17 protein-coding genes are annotated in these 16,682 nt (G+C 69.7%); 12 read left to right on the top strand and 5 right to left on the bottom strand.

Annotated elements, in window-relative coordinates:
- Positions 1-230: 230 nt before the first annotated feature.
- From H0524_RS22130 to H0524_RS22140, 3 genes are read right to left on the bottom strand one after another with little or no spacing between them, the layout of a single operon-like run.
- Entirely contained in the window at positions 231-1,253 is a 1,023-nt protein-coding gene (locus H0524_RS22130; protein ID WP_180200373.1) for a hypothetical protein, read from the bottom strand.
- Positions 1,231-2,724 (bottom strand): relaxase/mobilization nuclease domain-containing protein, encoded by a 1,494-nt coding sequence (locus H0524_RS22135; RefSeq protein WP_180200374.1) that lies wholly within the window; start codon positions 2,722-2,724, stop codon positions 1,231-1,233. Before H0524_RS22135 ends, H0524_RS22130 begins: the two co-directional genes overlap by 23 nt.
- A complete protein-coding gene (locus H0524_RS22140) occupies positions 2,721-3,164 on the bottom strand; it encodes a hypothetical protein (protein WP_309225201.1) in 444 nt (147 codons plus the stop codon). The genes H0524_RS22135 and H0524_RS22140 overlap by 4 nt, the downstream gene beginning before the upstream one ends.
- 411 nt (positions 3,165-3,575) lie before the next feature.
- Between H0524_RS22140 and H0524_RS22145 the strand changes: the two genes are divergently transcribed.
- Positions 3,576-3,911: a hypothetical protein gene (locus H0524_RS22145; RefSeq protein ID WP_180200376.1), complete on the top strand. Its 336-nt coding sequence runs from the start codon at positions 3,576-3,578 to the stop codon at positions 3,909-3,911.
- A 65-nt stretch (positions 3,912-3,976) separates the two neighbouring features.
- On the opposite strand, the gene H0524_RS22150 is transcribed toward H0524_RS22145, so the two are convergent.
- Positions 3,977-5,155 (bottom strand): M23 family metallopeptidase, encoded by a 1,179-nt coding sequence (locus H0524_RS22150; RefSeq protein ID WP_375372021.1) that lies wholly within the window; start codon positions 5,153-5,155, stop codon positions 3,977-3,979.
- A complete protein-coding gene (locus H0524_RS22155; RefSeq protein WP_180200378.1) occupies positions 5,110-5,532 on the bottom strand; it encodes a hypothetical protein in 423 nt (140 codons plus the stop codon). The genes H0524_RS22150 and H0524_RS22155 overlap by 46 nt, the downstream gene beginning before the upstream one ends.
- A 334-nt stretch (positions 5,533-5,866) precedes the next feature.
- On the opposite strand from H0524_RS22155, the gene H0524_RS22160 reads away from it, so the two are divergent.
- The 11 genes from H0524_RS22160 to H0524_RS22210 all read left to right on the top strand — a co-directional run bounded on the left by H0524_RS22160 (position 5,867) and on the right by H0524_RS22210 (position 16,537).
- Positions 5,867-6,286, top strand: coding sequence for a DUF6668 family protein (locus H0524_RS22160; protein ID WP_180200392.1), 420 nt, complete (start codon positions 5,867-5,869; stop codon positions 6,284-6,286).
- On the top strand, positions 6,283-6,579 hold the full coding sequence (locus H0524_RS22165) for a hypothetical protein (protein WP_180200379.1): 297 nt from the start codon (positions 6,283-6,285) through the stop codon (positions 6,577-6,579). Before H0524_RS22160 ends, H0524_RS22165 begins: the two co-directional genes overlap by 4 nt.
- 9 nt (positions 6,580-6,588) lie before the next feature.
- Positions 6,589-7,332: a hypothetical protein gene (locus tag H0524_RS22170; RefSeq protein ID WP_180200380.1), complete on the top strand. Its 744-nt coding sequence runs from the start codon at positions 6,589-6,591 to the stop codon at positions 7,330-7,332.
- Between the two features lie 78 nt (positions 7,333-7,410).
- The gene (locus tag H0524_RS22175; protein ID WP_255436164.1) at positions 7,411-8,595 is read left to right on the top strand and encodes a hypothetical protein; all 1,185 of its coding nucleotides are present in this window, start codon (positions 7,411-7,413) and stop codon (positions 8,593-8,595) included.
- Positions 8,592-10,061, top strand: coding sequence for an SCO6880 family protein (locus H0524_RS22180; RefSeq protein WP_180200382.1), 1,470 nt, complete (start codon positions 8,592-8,594; stop codon positions 10,059-10,061). The genes H0524_RS22175 and H0524_RS22180 overlap by 4 nt, the downstream gene beginning before the upstream one ends.
- A gap of 9 nt (positions 10,062-10,070) precedes the next feature.
- Positions 10,071-11,549 (top strand): ATP/GTP-binding protein, encoded by a 1,479-nt coding sequence (locus H0524_RS22185; RefSeq protein ID WP_180200383.1) that lies wholly within the window; start codon positions 10,071-10,073, stop codon positions 11,547-11,549.
- The gene (locus tag H0524_RS22190) at positions 11,546-13,321 is read left to right on the top strand and encodes a type IV secretory system conjugative DNA transfer family protein (RefSeq protein WP_180200384.1); all 1,776 of its coding nucleotides are present in this window, start codon (positions 11,546-11,548) and stop codon (positions 13,319-13,321) included. Before H0524_RS22185 ends, H0524_RS22190 begins: the two co-directional genes overlap by 4 nt.
- A complete protein-coding gene (locus H0524_RS22195; protein WP_180200385.1) occupies positions 13,318-13,791 on the top strand; it encodes a DUF4913 domain-containing protein in 474 nt (157 codons plus the stop codon). The genes H0524_RS22190 and H0524_RS22195 overlap by 4 nt, the downstream gene beginning before the upstream one ends.
- A 50-nt stretch (positions 13,792-13,841) precedes the next feature.
- Positions 13,842-14,303, top strand: coding sequence for a hypothetical protein (locus H0524_RS22200; RefSeq protein WP_180200386.1), 462 nt, complete (start codon positions 13,842-13,844; stop codon positions 14,301-14,303).
- Between the two features lie 96 nt (positions 14,304-14,399).
- Entirely contained in the window at positions 14,400-15,347 is a 948-nt protein-coding gene (locus H0524_RS25675; protein WP_218942422.1) for a tetrahydrofolate dehydrogenase/cyclohydrolase catalytic domain-containing protein, read from the top strand.
- Positions 15,344-16,537, top strand: a complete 1,194-nt coding sequence (locus H0524_RS22210; RefSeq protein ID WP_180200388.1) for an amidase — start codon at positions 15,344-15,346, stop codon at positions 16,535-16,537. The genes H0524_RS25675 and H0524_RS22210 overlap by 4 nt, the downstream gene beginning before the upstream one ends.
- Positions 16,538-16,682 lie beyond the last annotated feature (145 nt).

Raw genomic sequence — 16,682 nt, forward strand, 5'->3', positions numbered from 1 at the left:
ATGGCGGGACAGCCTATTCACCGCAGCCCGCCGCGCCGTCCACGACACCGTCCGCGCCACGACCAGCCACGCCGACACGACAGCCCACCATGCCGGGACAGCCGCCGTAGCAGCCATCGCATTCCCCTCCACCACCGCCGCGTCCACGACGGCGCAACCCACCGTGCCGGTAGCCCGCAAACCCGCGCCAGCATCTGAATCTCAGCCCACCCGATAGGCCCCGCTCGGCGCTATCGGCCCGGCGCAGCCACGGACACACTCGGCGCAGCAGGACGGACAGCGGGCCGCTGCTCCTCGCCCCCTTGACTGGCTGAGGCGACCTCGGTGATCGCCGAGATGGTTGGCTGCGGAAACGCGGACGAGGCAATCGCCGCCGGCTCGGTACTGGCATCGGTAGCCACCGACGAGTCAACTCCGGCCAAAGTCCCCTCATGGTCAGCCGGCCGATCGGCGCTCTGCCGGCTGTGCTCTATCCGCACCGTGCCGAGATCGACGGTGTCGTCGAGCTGGTCTTGCACCACCCGGCACGCGTAGGCGGCCGGCCTTTCGGCGCGGTCCACGAACCTGGACACGCCGCGTAGGAGCTGCTGCACGTCGTGGCCGGAGTGCTGCGCCTGGTCCAGGGTGTATGCCAGGGCACCCCACGCCTCGCACCCGATCACCGTGTCAGCCCGCTGCCCGGACGGCCACGCCTTGCGCACCTCAGCGGCCATCCGCTCGTGCCTGTCACTCACCGCCTCGGCGGACATCGGCAGCCGCTGGGACTGTTCCGTTTCCTCGAACACCACTCGATCGACGGCATCAGACAACGCCTCTATGCCATCCAGCGCCGGTGCGGGCTCGTGTGTCTCGGACCCCGCCCGACCCGTCCGTTTGGCGAGCTGGTCGACGACCATCTGCCGAGCCTGCTGCGCCCGAGGGTCAACGTGGTGCCACGTTGATGCCGCACGCCACACCCGGGCGATGTCCTCCGTCCCCGCGGTGCGCCACCACCCCGGCCGCATCGCCGGCCGCCACACTGCCGCATCGGCCTGCTGCGCGGCACGGGTCTGGGCGCGTATCCGGCGAGCCTGCTCGTCGCTGGCACGCGCCGCCCGCTGCAGCTGCATGATGCGGGCCTCGATCACTACCTGCGCCACCTCGCCGGCGGCCTGGATCATGGCGGTGACCGCCGCGGTAGCCCGCTGGTGAATCTCGGCCATCTCGTTGTCGGGCACTACCTCGTCCTCCTCATCGCTGCGCTTCCCCGTCACCGCTCAGATCTCGGGCTCGGGCCGGCACGGTGTGGGGCTGCGCCTGCGGCGTACTGCTCTGGGTCGGCACCTGCACCTGGATGCCGGGCTGCAGCAGGGGCATCAGATGCGCCGCGGCGGCGGCAGCTGCGCCGGCGGCATGGGCCTGCTGCTGGGCAGCACGCAGCTCGGCCAGCGCCACAACCAGCCGCGCCGCCTGGACCACCACGGCCAGCAGGATGGCCGCCTCCCCGCCGTTGCGGGCGTGCCCAGCGACCAGCAGCGCGTCCGCCACCCGGCCCAACTCGGCGGCCACCGACGACGCTGCCGGCGCGGGCGCGCGACGTGGTGGTGCCGCCGCACGCGCCAGGGCATCGGCGGCGCGGGTCACCGGGCCCCGCCCGGATGGTTCGGCGCCCGCCGCTACCCGGGCCAGCAGCTCGGCGCTGGCCCGGGTAGCGGCCGGCCACTGCGGCGAGTCGGGAGCGATCCGGGTCAGCCGGGCGCTGATCGCCTCCAACGCGGTGGCGGAGGATCGCCACACCGCCATCCGGTCCTCGCCGCTCAGCCGGATCCGCGGCGACTCTGCAGGGTCAGCCGCCTTCCACTGACCGGCCGACGGCGGCTCGACATCGGGCCACCGCTTGCGGACCTGGGGCAGGCTGAGGTCACCGTCCAGACTGCGCCCGGCGTACCAGGTTGGCTTAGCGGCTCCGGCCGGCCGCACCGCCACGGCGTACCCGACCACCACCTGCTGCGAGTCCTTTGCCGCGGTGCGTGTGGCCACCAGGAGGCCCGCGCCCTTCATCCGCGCCACCCACTCGGCCTCGCTGCCGGCTCCAGCCAGGGCCGCTCGGACCTGTCGGCGCAGCAACTCCCGCTCCGGTGCCTGGCCGCTGCGTCGAGCGCGGTCGACCTCCGGCCGGGTCAACTCCGGCCGCTTCGTCGCACCGGCCCGGCCGGGTGTCCACTTACCCAACCCGAACTCGTCCTCCAGCAGGTCAGCTACCCGCTGGCTGCGCCGCTTGTCCTGCCGCAGCCACACCGGCGCCCCGTCCTCGGTAGCGAGAGTGACGACCAGGTGCACATGGTCATTGCCCCTCGCGCTTAGGCAGTGGCGTACCGCGATCCACCGGCACCCGGCCCGCTCGACGCCACCGGCGAAACCCATCTCGGCCACGAACCGGCCCGCGATACGCGACCAGGTGGCGTCGTCAAGCTGGCCCTCCTGCGCAGGCAGGCTCAACGAGCACTGCCACACGTACTGGCGCACCCCGCGCTCACCGGCGGCGATCTGCGGCGCGTCCAGCCGCGCCGCCAACTCCTCCAGCGACCAGCCGCCGTCGTGCGGACGCTGCTGCGGGGCGAGCAACACGACATCGTCGTACCCGGCAACCAGGTGCGGATCAACGTGTTCCTCGACCTTTCCCGGCCCCCACAGGTACTCCAACAAACCGCGGACCCGACTGCCGTAGGTCACCTTCGGAATCATCGCCGGCCTGTCTGCGCGGCGGCGATCGCGGTGACCAGGTCGTCAACCCGCGCCGCGACCCGCGCCAGGTACGCCGCGGTCGCGGTCAGGTCCCCGGCCGGCTCACCGGTCGAGTGCAACCGCGCCACCGCCTGGTTGAGGTTGTGCGCCGCGCCCCGTACCTGCCGGTGCACACCCATCAGCTCAACCAACAGGGGCCCGGTCTCCGTGGCACCATCCGGGCCAGCGGGAGCGGGCACGAGCGGCGCTGAGCCGGCTTCCGCCAGATACGCCGAGGTGGCCAGCCGGGCCGCCGCCGCGTTCGCCTCGACCGCCGTCATCTCCGCCTCGGACAACCGCACCGTCACCCGATGCACACGCGGATCATCATCGGTATGGGCACGCCGCCGGCGGTGGCTCGCACCGAACCGGACCGCGCCGATCTGCGCCGGATCAGCCACGTCGACCACCCTTACGGCGGGCGTCCACCACCGTGTTGCGGCCGGCCGCTACGCGGCCCGTCTGACCAAAAGTCAGACTTTTACTCCAACTTGCTCCGACAGCGTCGGCGGGAAGCGTGCGCCCAGCGTGGTCGCACTGACAGGTCGAGTGCGCCTGACGGCGCACACCAGGAGCCCACCCCGTAAGGGTGGCAAACGATAGCCGGCCGCCGTCCAGCGTCAAGGGCGCTACGCGTCGCTGCGCGATGGGCCCATGGCCCACCCTTGACCCTGGCCACCGTCCTCGGCTGACGACCAGGACGCCCCCACGGGCCGGAAACAAGGGTGGAAAAGCGGTAACACAAGGATCGATCTTGCCCACTATGCTCTGCCTCCACAGCACCCGGCCGTCGTCATTTTGGGGAGGACTCCATGGCCGACCAGACCGCTAAAGCCGTCCGTAGCCAAACCGAGAAAGCCGCGCTCGCGCTGCTGCGGGAACGTGCCCTCCTGGTCGGGGAGGCGGCGACGGCGCGGCACGAGCGAGACCAGCTCGCCGAGGCCCTGCGCCAGGCCACCGACCACTACAGCACCCGGTACGCCGCCGCGGTGGCCGGCGGTTGGACCGCCGACGACCTGGCCCGCCTCGGACTGGACGCACCCGAGTCCAGCTCGCCGCGGCGCCGACGCCCACCCCGCCCAGCTACCGAACCGGAATCGGCCGGCGAGCAGGGCGTCCAGGCGGGTGAGCAGGGAGTCGGGCTGTAGCGCGACAGCCCGCGTGGTGGCCTGCCCCGCCGTGGCAGGGCAGGCCACCCGGTTGGCTACCCGCATCACGTGCCCTGCCCAAGTGGTGCGCCCTGGGCCGCCATGAACTGCACCGGGTCGACAGCGTTGTCGCGGTCGGCGTTGTACGGACCCGGCGGGACATCCAGGTGCACCTCGAAGTGCAGGTGCGGACCGGAACTACCGCCACTGTTGCCCACGAACCCGATGACCTCACCCGCAGCGACACTCGCGCCCATAGCCACCTCAGGCTGGCGAACCATGTGGCAGTAGCGGGTCACGATGTCACCCGCGTGGCGGATATCGACATACCAGCCGCAGCCCCGTGAACCGGTGTGACCATCGCGGTCGCACGTGGTGTACCAATCACACTTGACCTGCTCCACCACCCCGGCCGCCGCCGCCCGAATCGGCGCGCCCCGCACGTCGACGCGGGACATGTCCACCCCGGCGTGGAATGCACCGCCGCGCGGCCCGAAGCCGCTGCCGACGTTGGCGTTCACCGGCTGCACCCACCCACCCGGGCCCACCAGCACCGGACCAAAATCATCAACACCGCACGGAGCGCTCGGCGCCCCACCGCCGATGTCCTCGATGCTCCCCAGCCCCAGCACATGCGCGGCCAGCTGTTCGGCGGCGTCCTCCCACTTCTGGTACGCCTCCGGGTACGCCGAGCGCTGCACAGCCTGCGCCGCGTCGGTCAACCGCATCTGCTGCCAACCCTCCACGCCGGCCAGCGCCTCGTAGAACTTGTCCGCGGCGTAGGAGGGCGTCATCCGCTCCCGCACACTGCCCCACCCCGGGCGCTGCTGGAACAACCCGACCGAGTCGTGGTCATGGCCCACCCCCTCATGCGGCAGGGTCAACGACTCCGGCACCGTGGAGTTGGCCAGGTTGCGAAGGCCAGACTCCTGCATCGCGGTAGCCAACGCGATGACGTAGCCGCGCGGCGGCACCTCGCGCGCCGCTCCAGCGGACACAATCGCCGCGGCGTGCGCCGTCTGGGTCCCATTCCACGACCCAGTGGCGGGCGGCTCCGCACCCGGCGCGGACACCACCTCACAGGCCGCCGCCTCGGCATCGCTGAGGCCGAACATCACCACCGGCAGCACAACCATGCCGCCGCACATCAACCCCGCCACCGCCACCACCGCGACGATCACCAGGATCGGCCGCCGCGTCACTGGCTCACCGCCCTGACGAAGTCGACCCCGGTCGCCACCCACCGGCCATCAACGCCCGCGAGCGTGACCGTCACCGTGCCCGCATCAGTGGGCACCTCGAACTCCGCCGCGCCGTCTGCCGGCGCGTGCGTGGCCACCGGTGGGCCCGTCACCCGCGTCGCCGGTACCTGCGCCGGATCAACCGTGCGCAGCAGCCCAGCGAAGCCCTCATCGCACAGCGGGGCGAGCCCCTGCCACCAGGCGGTGGCCGACAGGTCAGGTCGCGCCCACGCCGAGGCGAACCGCGCCGCGACCGGTGCCGCCTGCGCGGCAGGTGGCGGCTCGGGCGGCTCCGCATGGTCGTGGTCATCGTGTCCCGGTTGTTCTCCCGCTGATTCCGGGGCGGTTGCCGACGCCACAGTGGCCGGCTGCTCCGGCACCGGGGGCGCGGACGATTGCGGCGACCCCGTCGCACACCCCGCCACAGCGGCAACCGTGACCACCCCAACCGCACGAGCAATCACCCAACGCGCACGCACAATTGCTCCCCCCGCTTGCAATCGCCCCTAACGGAGCCATAACAATAGATCTCTTCGGAAACGCAGTGCTACGGTCACGTGCTCGTGGGTGACCTTGGATCGCGGGGGAGAGCATCGAGTGACGACGCGAACACGTTTGTGGGGTCGAAACGCGACACCTCCGCCCGTACGACAGCCCGGACCCACCCGGAAACTGCCGATCCAAGAGGTACCCACCCTCCGCGATTTGCCGCCCGTGTGGTGGGTCGGATGCCACGGCGGCGCGGGCACCAGCACCATCGCCCGCCTCGTCGGTGGACTCGACTTCGGCCAGGCATGGCCACGCCTGACGCCCGCCGCGAACGTCGTCCTGGTCTGCCGCGCATCAGCCCAGGGCGTCTGGGCCGCCGTCGGCGCCGTCGAGCAGTGGCGGATGGGAGCAACCGGAGCCAAGCTGGCCGGCGTCGTCGCGGTCGCCGCATCACCACGGCGCCCCCCACGCATCGCCACCGAGCGGCTGCAACTCCTGCGCGGGTGGTCGCAACGCATCTGGCACGTCGCCTGGATCGAGGCGCTCACCGCCGCCGACGACCCGACCGATATCGGCGTGCCACCCGACATTGACGCACTACGCCACGCCATATGGCCCACATCCCACCGGGAAGGGACCCGATGACTCTGCTCGACCAGATAGATCAGCTGCTGCTCGCCTGGCCGGCTGTTGACGTGCCCAACCCCGGCGGTGGCGAGGCGCCACCCGGAGTGGTGGGCGACAGAATCCTCACGCTGCTGCAGTGGGTGGCCTACCTGGCCACCGCCTCGGCCGTCGGCGGGGTGCTGTACACCGCGGCGAAAATGGCCCTGGCCCACCGCCGCGGCGACGACACCAACCTCTCCCAACTGGGCTGGGTATTCGCCGCCTGCATCCTCATCGGCAGCGCCTCCGCGGTCGTCGGAGCCCTGATCTAGGAGACCCGGATGTCGCAGCAACAGGACTTCGCCGACCGCCCTCCATGGACCAGACCCGCATTCATCGCCTCCGCGGTCCTGGTGCTCATCGTCATCGCCGCCGGCGCCCTCATCGCCGTCCTCGGTACCGACGACGGCCGTAACAACAACGCCGACGATGCACCACCGGCCAGCCCGGCACCGGCCGATCCCGCACCGCAGAGCCCCGACCAGGCGCTGCCCACCGCGATCCCCACCACCGCCCCGGACGGGGTCCGGTGGGAGTTGGTTCGTTCGCTGCCCGTGCCCGTCAGTGACACCGCGGGACCGACCCAGGTCACCGGCACCACCGCGTCCGGCTTCGCGCGCACTCCGGAGGGAGCACTGATCGCCGCCGCTCAGATCGGCGTGAGGTCCGGCTACTCGCTGGGACGCGATTACTGGGAGCCCACCATGGAGCACCAGTTTGTGCCCAGCGCTGATCGTGACAAGTTGCTGGAGCTGCACCGCACCAGTGACGCCGCTCCGGCGGCTCCGGGGACACAGAGCCAAATCGCGGGGTTCCAGTACCTGTCCTACACCCCGGATAGCGCAGCGATCGGTCTCGTAATGCGAGCACCATCCGCCGGCACCCCGCGCTATCACGTGCTGACGCTGACCCTGCTGTGGCGCGACGGTGACTGGCTCATGCAGGCACCGCCCGGAGGCACGTGGGTCTCCGTCAACCGCAACATCAGTAACCTCACCGGAATCGTCGAGTGGGGGCCACGGTAGATGTCCGAGTGCCCAACGTTTGACTTCAACTGCCGCGGCGAAGAACTCGTCAGGAATGCAGCTGACCGATTTTTCAGCATGATCGCCGAGCAGATGACCCAAGCGGCGGCGGAGATGCTGGAGTTGGTGGTCGCCGGCTGGCTGGCCGTCGATACGCCCAGCACGTCCGAGTCCTGCTCTGCCGTGGACGGCGAGCTCGTCTGTGAGGGCGCTATCGGCTACCTGCGCGCCTACACCAACTGGGCGGTCGCGGCGATCGCGGTCGGCGCGGTGCTCGTAGCGGCGATCAAGCTGGCCCTGGACCGTGATGGCCGGGAGGCCGGATCTGTCGGCAAAGGGCTGGTGGCGTTGGTCGTGCTCGCCGGCGCGGGCGTGCCGGCGGTGCGGTACCTCATCGAGATCGGCGACCAATACTCCACCTGGATCCTCAACGCCGCCGCCGACAACGAGCTCGGGGAGCGGCTGATCGTCTTTGCTACGCCGGCCGCCATCTCTCCGATGATGACCATCGGCATCTCGCTCATGCTGTTTTTGGCCACGATGGTGCAGCTGCTGCTCCTACTGGCCCGCAACGCGGGATTGATCCTGCTGTCCGGGCTGCTGCCGTTGGCCGCAGCGGCGGGCATCTCCGGCTCCGGCCGGTCGGTTCGCGACCGGTACCTGACGTGGCTGATCGCCCTGGTGCTCTACAAGCCCGCCGCCGCCACGATCTACGCCACCGTGTTTTGGCTCATCGGTGAGGGTCAGAGCATCACTGAAGTGCTGACAGGCCTGGTCATGTTCATCATGGCCGTCGTCGCGTTGCCGGCCCTAATGCGGCTGATCGCACCACCGGTAGGCGTCCTCTCCGGCGGTGGGGGCGGCGGTGCTGCGGTCGCCGCTGTGGCCGGCGCCGGAAAGCTCACCACCGGCGCGCTGCGCCTGGCCGACCGACCCGGCAAAGGCAGCGGGCAGCAGTCCGGTGGAGGAGGCCGCCCGAATGGTGCCGACCCTGGCACCCCGCATCCAGCCCCACAACCGTCCAGTGGCGGCACGGGTACGGCTGCCAGCACGGGCACGACCGCGGCGGCAGCGGGCACTCAGGCCGGGCGCACCGCCGCGGCCACCAGCACCAGCTCGACCGCGGCGGCCGGCGCGGCCGGCGCGGCGGGACCGGCCGGTCTCGCCGCCGGCGCGGGGGTAGCGGCGGCCAAGGCCGGGCCGGCGGCAGTGCGCAGGGTCGGCGGGACAGCCTCCGGAGCGATTGATGGTGAGCACACGTGAGTAGCGGGGTACAGGACCGCACCAGCGGGCAGCAACGCACCTACGGCAACTGGCGGCTGGGGCGCGGCGCCGGCCTGTTCGGGCTGGGCCCAGCCGGCACGATAGCCGCGTTCGCGGTCATGGTGCTGTCCGCCGTGATGCTGCCGGTGTCCACCCTCGCGGCGCTGATCACCGCGGTCGCCGGGCTGCTCGTCCTGGCCCCCCTGGCCGTGCGCGTACACGGCCGCACCGGCTTCCAGGCCCTCGCCGCCCGGGTGGCGTGGTGGCAGGCCCGCGCGCGCCGCCACCACGTCTACGTCTCCGGGGTCGCCTCCCGGGTCACCGCCGCCCACCAACTGCCCGGAGTGCTGGCCCGCAGCGAGGTGTGGGAGGTGGAGACCGGCCGCTCCGGAGTCGTGGCCGTGGTCGTGGTGCCGCAGAGCCGGCACTACACCGTCAGCCTGCGCTGCGCGCCAGAGGGCATGGACCTGGTCGATCAGAGCAGCATCGACGCCCGCGTCGGGCACCTCGCCTCGTGGCTGGCGGCGCTTGGCCGCGAACCGCACCTCGTGCAGGCACAGGTCACCGTAGAGACCACCCCAGACCCCGGTACCCGCCTCGCCGCGGAGGTAGCCGCCACCAGCCGCCCCGACGCCCCGCAGCTGGCCCAAGCAGTTCTCGCCGACGTCGTGCGCTCCTCACCGGCCGGAGCAGCGACCGTCGACACCCGCGTGTCGCTGACCTACACCGCGCCGGCCGGCCGCTCCATGTCACACGAGGACGTGTGCCGGGAGGTCGCCGCGCGGCTGCCGAACCTGCACGCCGGTCTCACCGGCGCCACCGGCGCCGGCATCAGACCGATGAACGCGCGCAACCTCGCCGGCGTACTCCGCGCCGCCTACGACCCCGCCGCCGCGGTCGACCTCGCCCGCGACCCGCACCTGGCCCCCGACTGGACACAAGCCGGGCCCGTAGCCACCCGGGAGGGCTGGGACACCTACCGGCACGACTCTGCGGTCTCACGTACCTGGTGCATGACCGAAGCGCCCCGCGGAGCGGTGGACTCGCGGCTGTTCGCCCGGCTCACCGACCCGGACCCGCAGCTGCTGCGCAAACGGGTCACCATGCTCTACCGGCCGTACTCCCCCGGCGAAGCCGCAAGGCTGGTGGAGTCTGACAAGCGCGACGCCCGGTTTTTGGCCGGCAAAAAGCACCGTCCCAGCGCCCGCGACTTATCGGACCTCGCCGCCACCGAGCAGGCCGCACAGGAAGAGGCCACCGGCGCCGGCGTCACGCGGTTCGCGGTGCTGGTCACCGCCACCGTCGCCGACGACACACAGCTGGAGGAGGCCACCGGTGTCATCCAGGCCCGCGCCGGCGAGGCACGCCTGACGCTGCGGCCGATGTACGGCTGCCAAGCCGCCGGGTTCGCTGCCGGGCTACCCGCCGGCGTGGTCCTGCACACCCACGCCACGATCCCCTTCTAAGGACCCGGCATGAGCCCATCCCGCACCCCCCGCCCACCCGGACGGCCCGGTAGCCGCCGGCCCGGCCGCCTCGGCCACGCCGGGCCCGGCGGCGGCACCTGGTCCTACATCGAGGCACCCACCGAATACCGGGGCACCACCGTGCAGGTCTGCGGACTGTTCCCCTTCGGCACCGGCGCCTCCACCCCCATGACCGGCGTACCAATCGGCCGACACCTCTACACCGGGTCGGCCGTGTGCTTCGACCCAATCTCCTGGTACACCCGCGCCCGACTGATCAACAACCCGTCGGTGTGGATCGAGGGCGAACCCGGCATGGGCAAGTCCACCGCGGTGCGGCGGATGGTCCTCGGCCTCACCGCCCAAGGCGTCACCCCGCTGATCCTCGGCGACCTCAAACCCGACTACGCCGCCCTGGTCCGCGCCCTCGGCGGGCAGGTACTGCGCGTCGGGCCCGGCCTGGACCGGATCAACCCCCTCGACGCCGGCCCATGGCGCAACGTGCTGGACCGCGTCGACGAACGCACCGGCGCCGTGGTGCGGGCGGCGGTCACCGACCGGCGGCTCAACATGCTCGTCGCCCTGGCCACCCTCGTGCGCCGCGGACCCGTCACCTCCGACGAGACCACCGTCTTGTCTGCGGCGCTGCGCTACCTCGCCGAACGCGAAACCGATGACAGCCAGCCCGTGCTCTCCGACGTCCTGGCCGTCATCGCCGACGCCCCCGCCGACGTCCGCGCAGTCACCCTCTGGCAAGAGGAACAGGACCTGCATCGGTTCCGGGAGGAAACCAACGGGCTGCGCCGCACCCTGCTCGCGCTCCTGCACGGCCCGCTCGGCGACACCTTCGAGGGGCAAACCACCACCGCGATCCGCCTCGACACCCCCGCCGTGTGCGTGGACATCTCCGGCATCGACGACACCGACGAACTGCGCACCGCCGCGACGCTGCTCTCCACCTGGTCCTACGGGTTCGCCCAGGTCGACGCCGCGCACCTGATGGCCGACCTCGGCCTCGCCCCCGCGAGAACCTTCTTCACCGTCCTCGACGAACTGTGGCGCGCGTTGCGGGTAGGGCACGGCCTGGTCGACCGCGCCGACGGCCTCACCCGCCTCAACCGCCAAAAAGGCACCGGTACCGCGTTCATCACCCACTCCCTGGCCGACCTCGAGGCGTTGCCCACCGCCCACGACCGGGCCAAAGCCCGTGGCTTCGCCGAACGCGCCGCCGTACTGATGATCGGCCCCTGCTCCGAGCAGGAACTCGACGCCGTCTCCCGCGTCCGGCCGCTCTCACACGCCGAACGCCGGGAGGTGCTGTCCTGGTCGGCGCCACCATCCTGGACCGCCACCGAAGACAGCGAAACCGTCGGCCGCGGCAACTTCCTGATCAAAGTCGGATCCCGGCCGGGTATCCCCGTGCACCTGGAACCCACCGACACCGAGAAGGACCTGGGTAACACCGACTTTCGCTGGACCATGACATGAGCCGCCGCCCGGCCGGACCTCGCGGTGGCCACGACGACGCCGGACTCATCGTCGGCGCCATCTCCGCCCTGGCCCTGGCCCTCGCCACCGCCGCATGGCTACCCGTCGCGCTCGTACAACCCCCCGGCTACACCGGCGGCGGCCCCATCGCCACCACCGCCGCTGTGCTGCGCGGTGACATCACCTGGACCACCACCTGCACCCTCATCGCCGCCGGCGAAGTCGCCGCCCTGGTGCTGTTGACCACCGCGGCGGTGGCGGCCTGGCGGTGGACACGCCGCCGCCGCACCCGCGTCGATGGCGCCGCCCGCAAAATGGCCTCCCGCGCCGACCTGGCGCACCTCGGGCCCAAAGGCGTCGCCGACAGCGGCCGGCGGCTGCGCCCCAGCCTCGCCGACGTGACCCGACCCGACCCCGACCAGCTCGGCGTGCTCATCGGGCACACCGTCGCCGGCGGCATGCCGCTACGCCAATCCTGGGAGGACATGGCCGTCGACATCTGGGGACCACGCACCGGTAAAACCACCAGCCGCGCCATCCCCGCCATCGTCGCCGCCCCCGGCCCCGTCCTGGTCACCAGCGTCAAAGGCGACATCGTGGATGCCACCCGCGACATCCGCGCCAACATCGGCACCGTGTGGGCGTTCGACCTCCAACACATCCTCGGCGGCGGCCAGGGCATGTGGTGGAACCCGCTGCGCGCGGTCGCCACCGTCACCGACGCTCGCCGCCTCGCCGAACACTTCGCCGCCGCCGAACGCGAACCCGGCGTCAGCCGCGACGCCTTCTTCGACCCGTCCAGCGAGGAACTTGTCGCCAACCTGCTGCTCGCCGCCGCCGTGGCCAGCCGCGACATCCTCACCGCCTACCGGTGGGCCGTCAGCCCCCGCGACGACGAACCCGCCACGCTGCTGCGCGAACACGGCTACGACCTACCCGCCGACGCCGTCGCCGGTGTGGTCAACATGCCCGACAAAACCCGCGGCGGTATCTACGCCGGCGCCCAAAAAATGCTCATGTGCCTCACCGAACCGGCCGTCACCGCCTGGGTCACCCCACCCACCCGCGGCGGTATCCGCGAGTTCGACCCGGCCGCATTCGCCACCAGCACCGACGTGCTGTACCTGCTGTCCCAAGGCGGACCCGGTTCCCCCGCCCCATTGGTCGCTGCCCTCACCGACGCGGTCCTGCGCGCCGGCGAGCTACGCGCCCGCGCCTCAGCCGGCCGGCGCCTCGACCCGCCGCTGCTAAGCATCCTGGACGAGGCCGCCAACATCTGCCGCCTCCGGCAGCTACCCAACCTGTACTCCTACTACGGCTCGGCCGGCCTACCAATCATCACGATCCTGCAGTCCTACCCCCAAGGCATCGACGTGTGGGGACGCGAAGGCATGCGCAAACTCTGGTCCGCGGCAAACATCCGCACCTACGGCGGCGGCGTCGCCGACCCCGACTGGCTCGAAGAACTGTCCAAGCTGATCGGAGAGCACGACGTCACGACCCGGTCGACCAGCAGCAGCGGCACCGGATGGGGCCAACGATCCGTCTCCCACGCCACCCGACGCCAACGCGTCCTCGACATCTCCGACCTACACGCCCTACCCCGCGGCCGAATGATCGTCTACGCCTCCGGCGCCCCACCCACGCTCGCCCGCACCGCCCCCTGGCAAACCGGCCCCCACGCAGCGGCTATCCGCGCGAGCATCGACCACTGGGCCCCCCACACCGATTGGACCCTCACCCCCAACACCCCGCCGGAGCCCATCACATGACCACCCCGGCCCCCGGCCCCACAACCGACCCAGTCGCCGACCTGACCACCCTGCTCGACCAACTCGCCGGTGATCCCGGCGAACCGACCCCGGAGCAGGACCAGGCAACAGAGCCGGCCTTCCGCAACGTCGACCAATTCGTCTCCAGCTACCTGGTCCACGTCCTCGAACGACGCATCGCCTCCGGACCCACACCCGGCATCACCTGGTGCCCCCGCTGGTGGGCCCACCCCGAAGCCCTATCCCGCCTCTACGCCCTATGGCGAGCCTGGGAAACCCTCCGCATCAACGACCCCGGAACCGGCATGAGCATCTGGTGGCGCGACCACCTCGACCCGCACCTCACCGCCCTGACTGCCGACTACGGACCGTTCAACAGGTGCGGCCCGACCAAACACACCGAACCCCGGCCTCTGCCGGTCGAACCCGCGCCCCAAGAGGTACTCGCCCAACTTCCCGACGCATACTGACTCTGCCCGTAGTCACGACAACCAGGTTGGCCTAACAGGAGGTGCTAGAAGTGACCAATGACTCGCCAGTCTTCAAGTCTGACAGTCACCTGAGCGCAATCGTGCACTGGTCGCACCACCGCAACGGACGGGCACATTGCCTGGTACGTCTATATCGTCTCAGCGATCAGGTTACCGCAGTAGCGTCTGAGATCCGCTCCAACAGCGACAGCTACGGCATTGCCGATGACATGGCCGGCGTTGCCATGCAGGCGCTAGAACTTGCACAGGAACACCTCAACGTCGAGCCCAGAAACATCACCTGGATCGCCCATCACGGGAATTTCTCCTATTACGATGCTTTTGATCCAGACACATTCACTGCCATCCCCTTAACCTGGGACGGCTACCGCTACCAGGACAGACTTGAGGATCACCGCCTGCTGACCGAGAATCAGGTACACGAATTACTCGGCGGTTGCATTCTGGAGCCGGTGCCCGCCACACTCGCGCACCTCGGCTGGCCCAACTGAACGGTGCCAAATATGGTCACTGGAACCGAAAACCAAATCCCAGGCCGAGAGATCCTACGAAACGTCCATGATCTATACGTCGGCTACCGCGACTCCATGGCATCTCTCGACAAGAGAGCAACAATCATCCGAGTCGAGGCCGCAACTCACGACCCTGCGGATTGGAAAATACGCTCGGATGCCTCACGGATCTCAGCCGAACAGAAGGTCGCAAACTTTACCAAAATTGGCCTACATACCGACCATCTAGTTCTTCCGTCCCACGTCACCCCAGCGCAGTTCAGCGCCGCCATCGAAAGCGCTAACATCAGCCCCGCTGTAACCGCAATCATCGTGCAACAGCCAGTCCCGGCCCGGCTGCGTCAATTTGTGCAGGGTATCGCACCACACAAGGACATCGACGCCCTCACTGAGGCATCCAGCCGGCAGGTGTGTGCGACTGCCGAAGGGATCTGGCGAGTGATACGACCCTTCGCCCAGGATGCGCCATCCATCGCTGTCGTGGGAGCCCACGGGTTTGTCGGGCGCGGTGTCGTCAGCCGACTCGCCGAGCACGGTCACAAACCGCGCCAACTCGATCTCGGCGACGACCTGGACGCAGTTCGAGAAGCCGATATCGTCGTCTCGGTAACCGGCAGCCCGGGCATCCTTGGCCCAGAGCACATACGTCCACACCACCGGCTTGTGGTCGACTCCGGATTCGTGCCAGCACCCAACGGGAAAGTAGTTGGTGACATCTCCCCCGAGGCCACCAAAATCCCGCAAAACATTACCCCGGTACCTGGTGGTATCGGCCCCGTCGAGATGGCCGTCCTAGTCGAGCGGGCTATCCAAAAGGAGCTGCAACCTGAGCTGGAGTCGTGGCGGTACAAAGGACGTCCATATCAGGAACGCTTGAGTGAAGTCGACGCCTCCCGAGCTGCAGCCCTCGCCTTCCCCACCCCGACTCGCGTACCTCGCCAGGAGGGGCCGAGGACCACAAATCGGCCTCCCTACCAACAGGCTGGCCACGAACAAGGGACCGACCGAGACACACAGCGATGAGTTTGAACCCCGACACTGACCCAGCGCCCCTCAACGCCGTCGAGATCGCAAGGATGGTCAACAGCGGTCAACTCTGCCCCGTGGATGTCGTCGAGGCCGCCCTGAGACGTGTAGCGGCCATCGACCACGAACTACGGGCCTTCCGAGAGGTCTGGCCGGACCAGGCACGTCGTGCCGCGTACGAGCTACAGCGCATTGTCAGCACCGGCGTCAACCTGCCTCTCGCCGGAGTCCCGATCGGCATCAAGGCCACCGAAGGCATCGCCTCGCTACACGCCAAACGCCTCATCGCCGCCGGGTGTATCCCGATCGGTACCACGGCCGTGCCTCGCGGCACCGATTGGCAGACCTGGGGGCATACGGACCGCGGGCCCACCACCAACCCATGGCGAGTCGACCGCACCCCCGGTGGGTCATCCGCCGGCTCCGCAGCCGCAGTCGCCGCAGGTCTCGTACCGCTGGCTACCGGCAACGACGGTGCCGGATCTATCCGGATTCCGGCTGCCTGGTGCGGCGTGCTCGGAGTTAAGACCACCAATGGCCTGCTGCCCTCCGTGAACGCGCTCAACGCACCTGGTCCGCTGGCCCGCACTGTCGCTGACGCCACCAGCTACCTCGACGCCATCCTCGGCACACGACTTGCCGAACACCTCGCCGCCCCGTCACGAGGGCGACCAATCCGAGCAGTGTGGTCAGTCGACCTCGGCTACGCCGAGGTCGACCAACAGATAGCAAGAATCGCCCATGCTGCCGCAAACCGACTCGCCGAGGACGGATTCCTCCAATGGGCCGAACATGATCTAATCCTGAACGACCCTGAACCCGTATGGAAGGAACTCAGAACACAAACATCGACCGATAAAACTCACCCCAAAGAACTGCACATGCACAACAACCGCCAACTAGCCGAGCTGTTCTCCGCTGCCGATATCCTGGTCACACCAACAACCCCCTACACCGCTCACGGCCATGCGGGACCAGGTAGGCGCCTGAATGTAGCTCTGACCTGGGCATTTAACGTCAGCGGCCATCCAGCAGCCAGCATCCCTGCCGGCTTCGCCCCTGACAACACGCCTGTGGGCCTCCAAATAGTCGCCCAACACAACCGCGAAGACCTACTTATACGAACGGCTGCAGCCTTACAACACACCCAACCGTGGTCGAGTGCATACAAAGAAGACGCCAAATGAGCCCCCCTCCCCAAAAAAACCACCACGACCGCCGGGCACGGAGGCATCAGGGGCAAGGTGACCCGGACCGCAGCGCCGGCCACGGCGCGAGGACCGGAAGCACCGCGGCAGCCAGGCTTATCGGCAGGGTTCGCCGGGGCTGGCG

This window comes from Salinispora sp. H7-4, from assembly GCF_013416675.1.
Classification (GTDB): Bacteria; Actinomycetota; Actinomycetes; order Mycobacteriales; family Micromonosporaceae; genus Micromonospora; species Micromonospora vitiensis.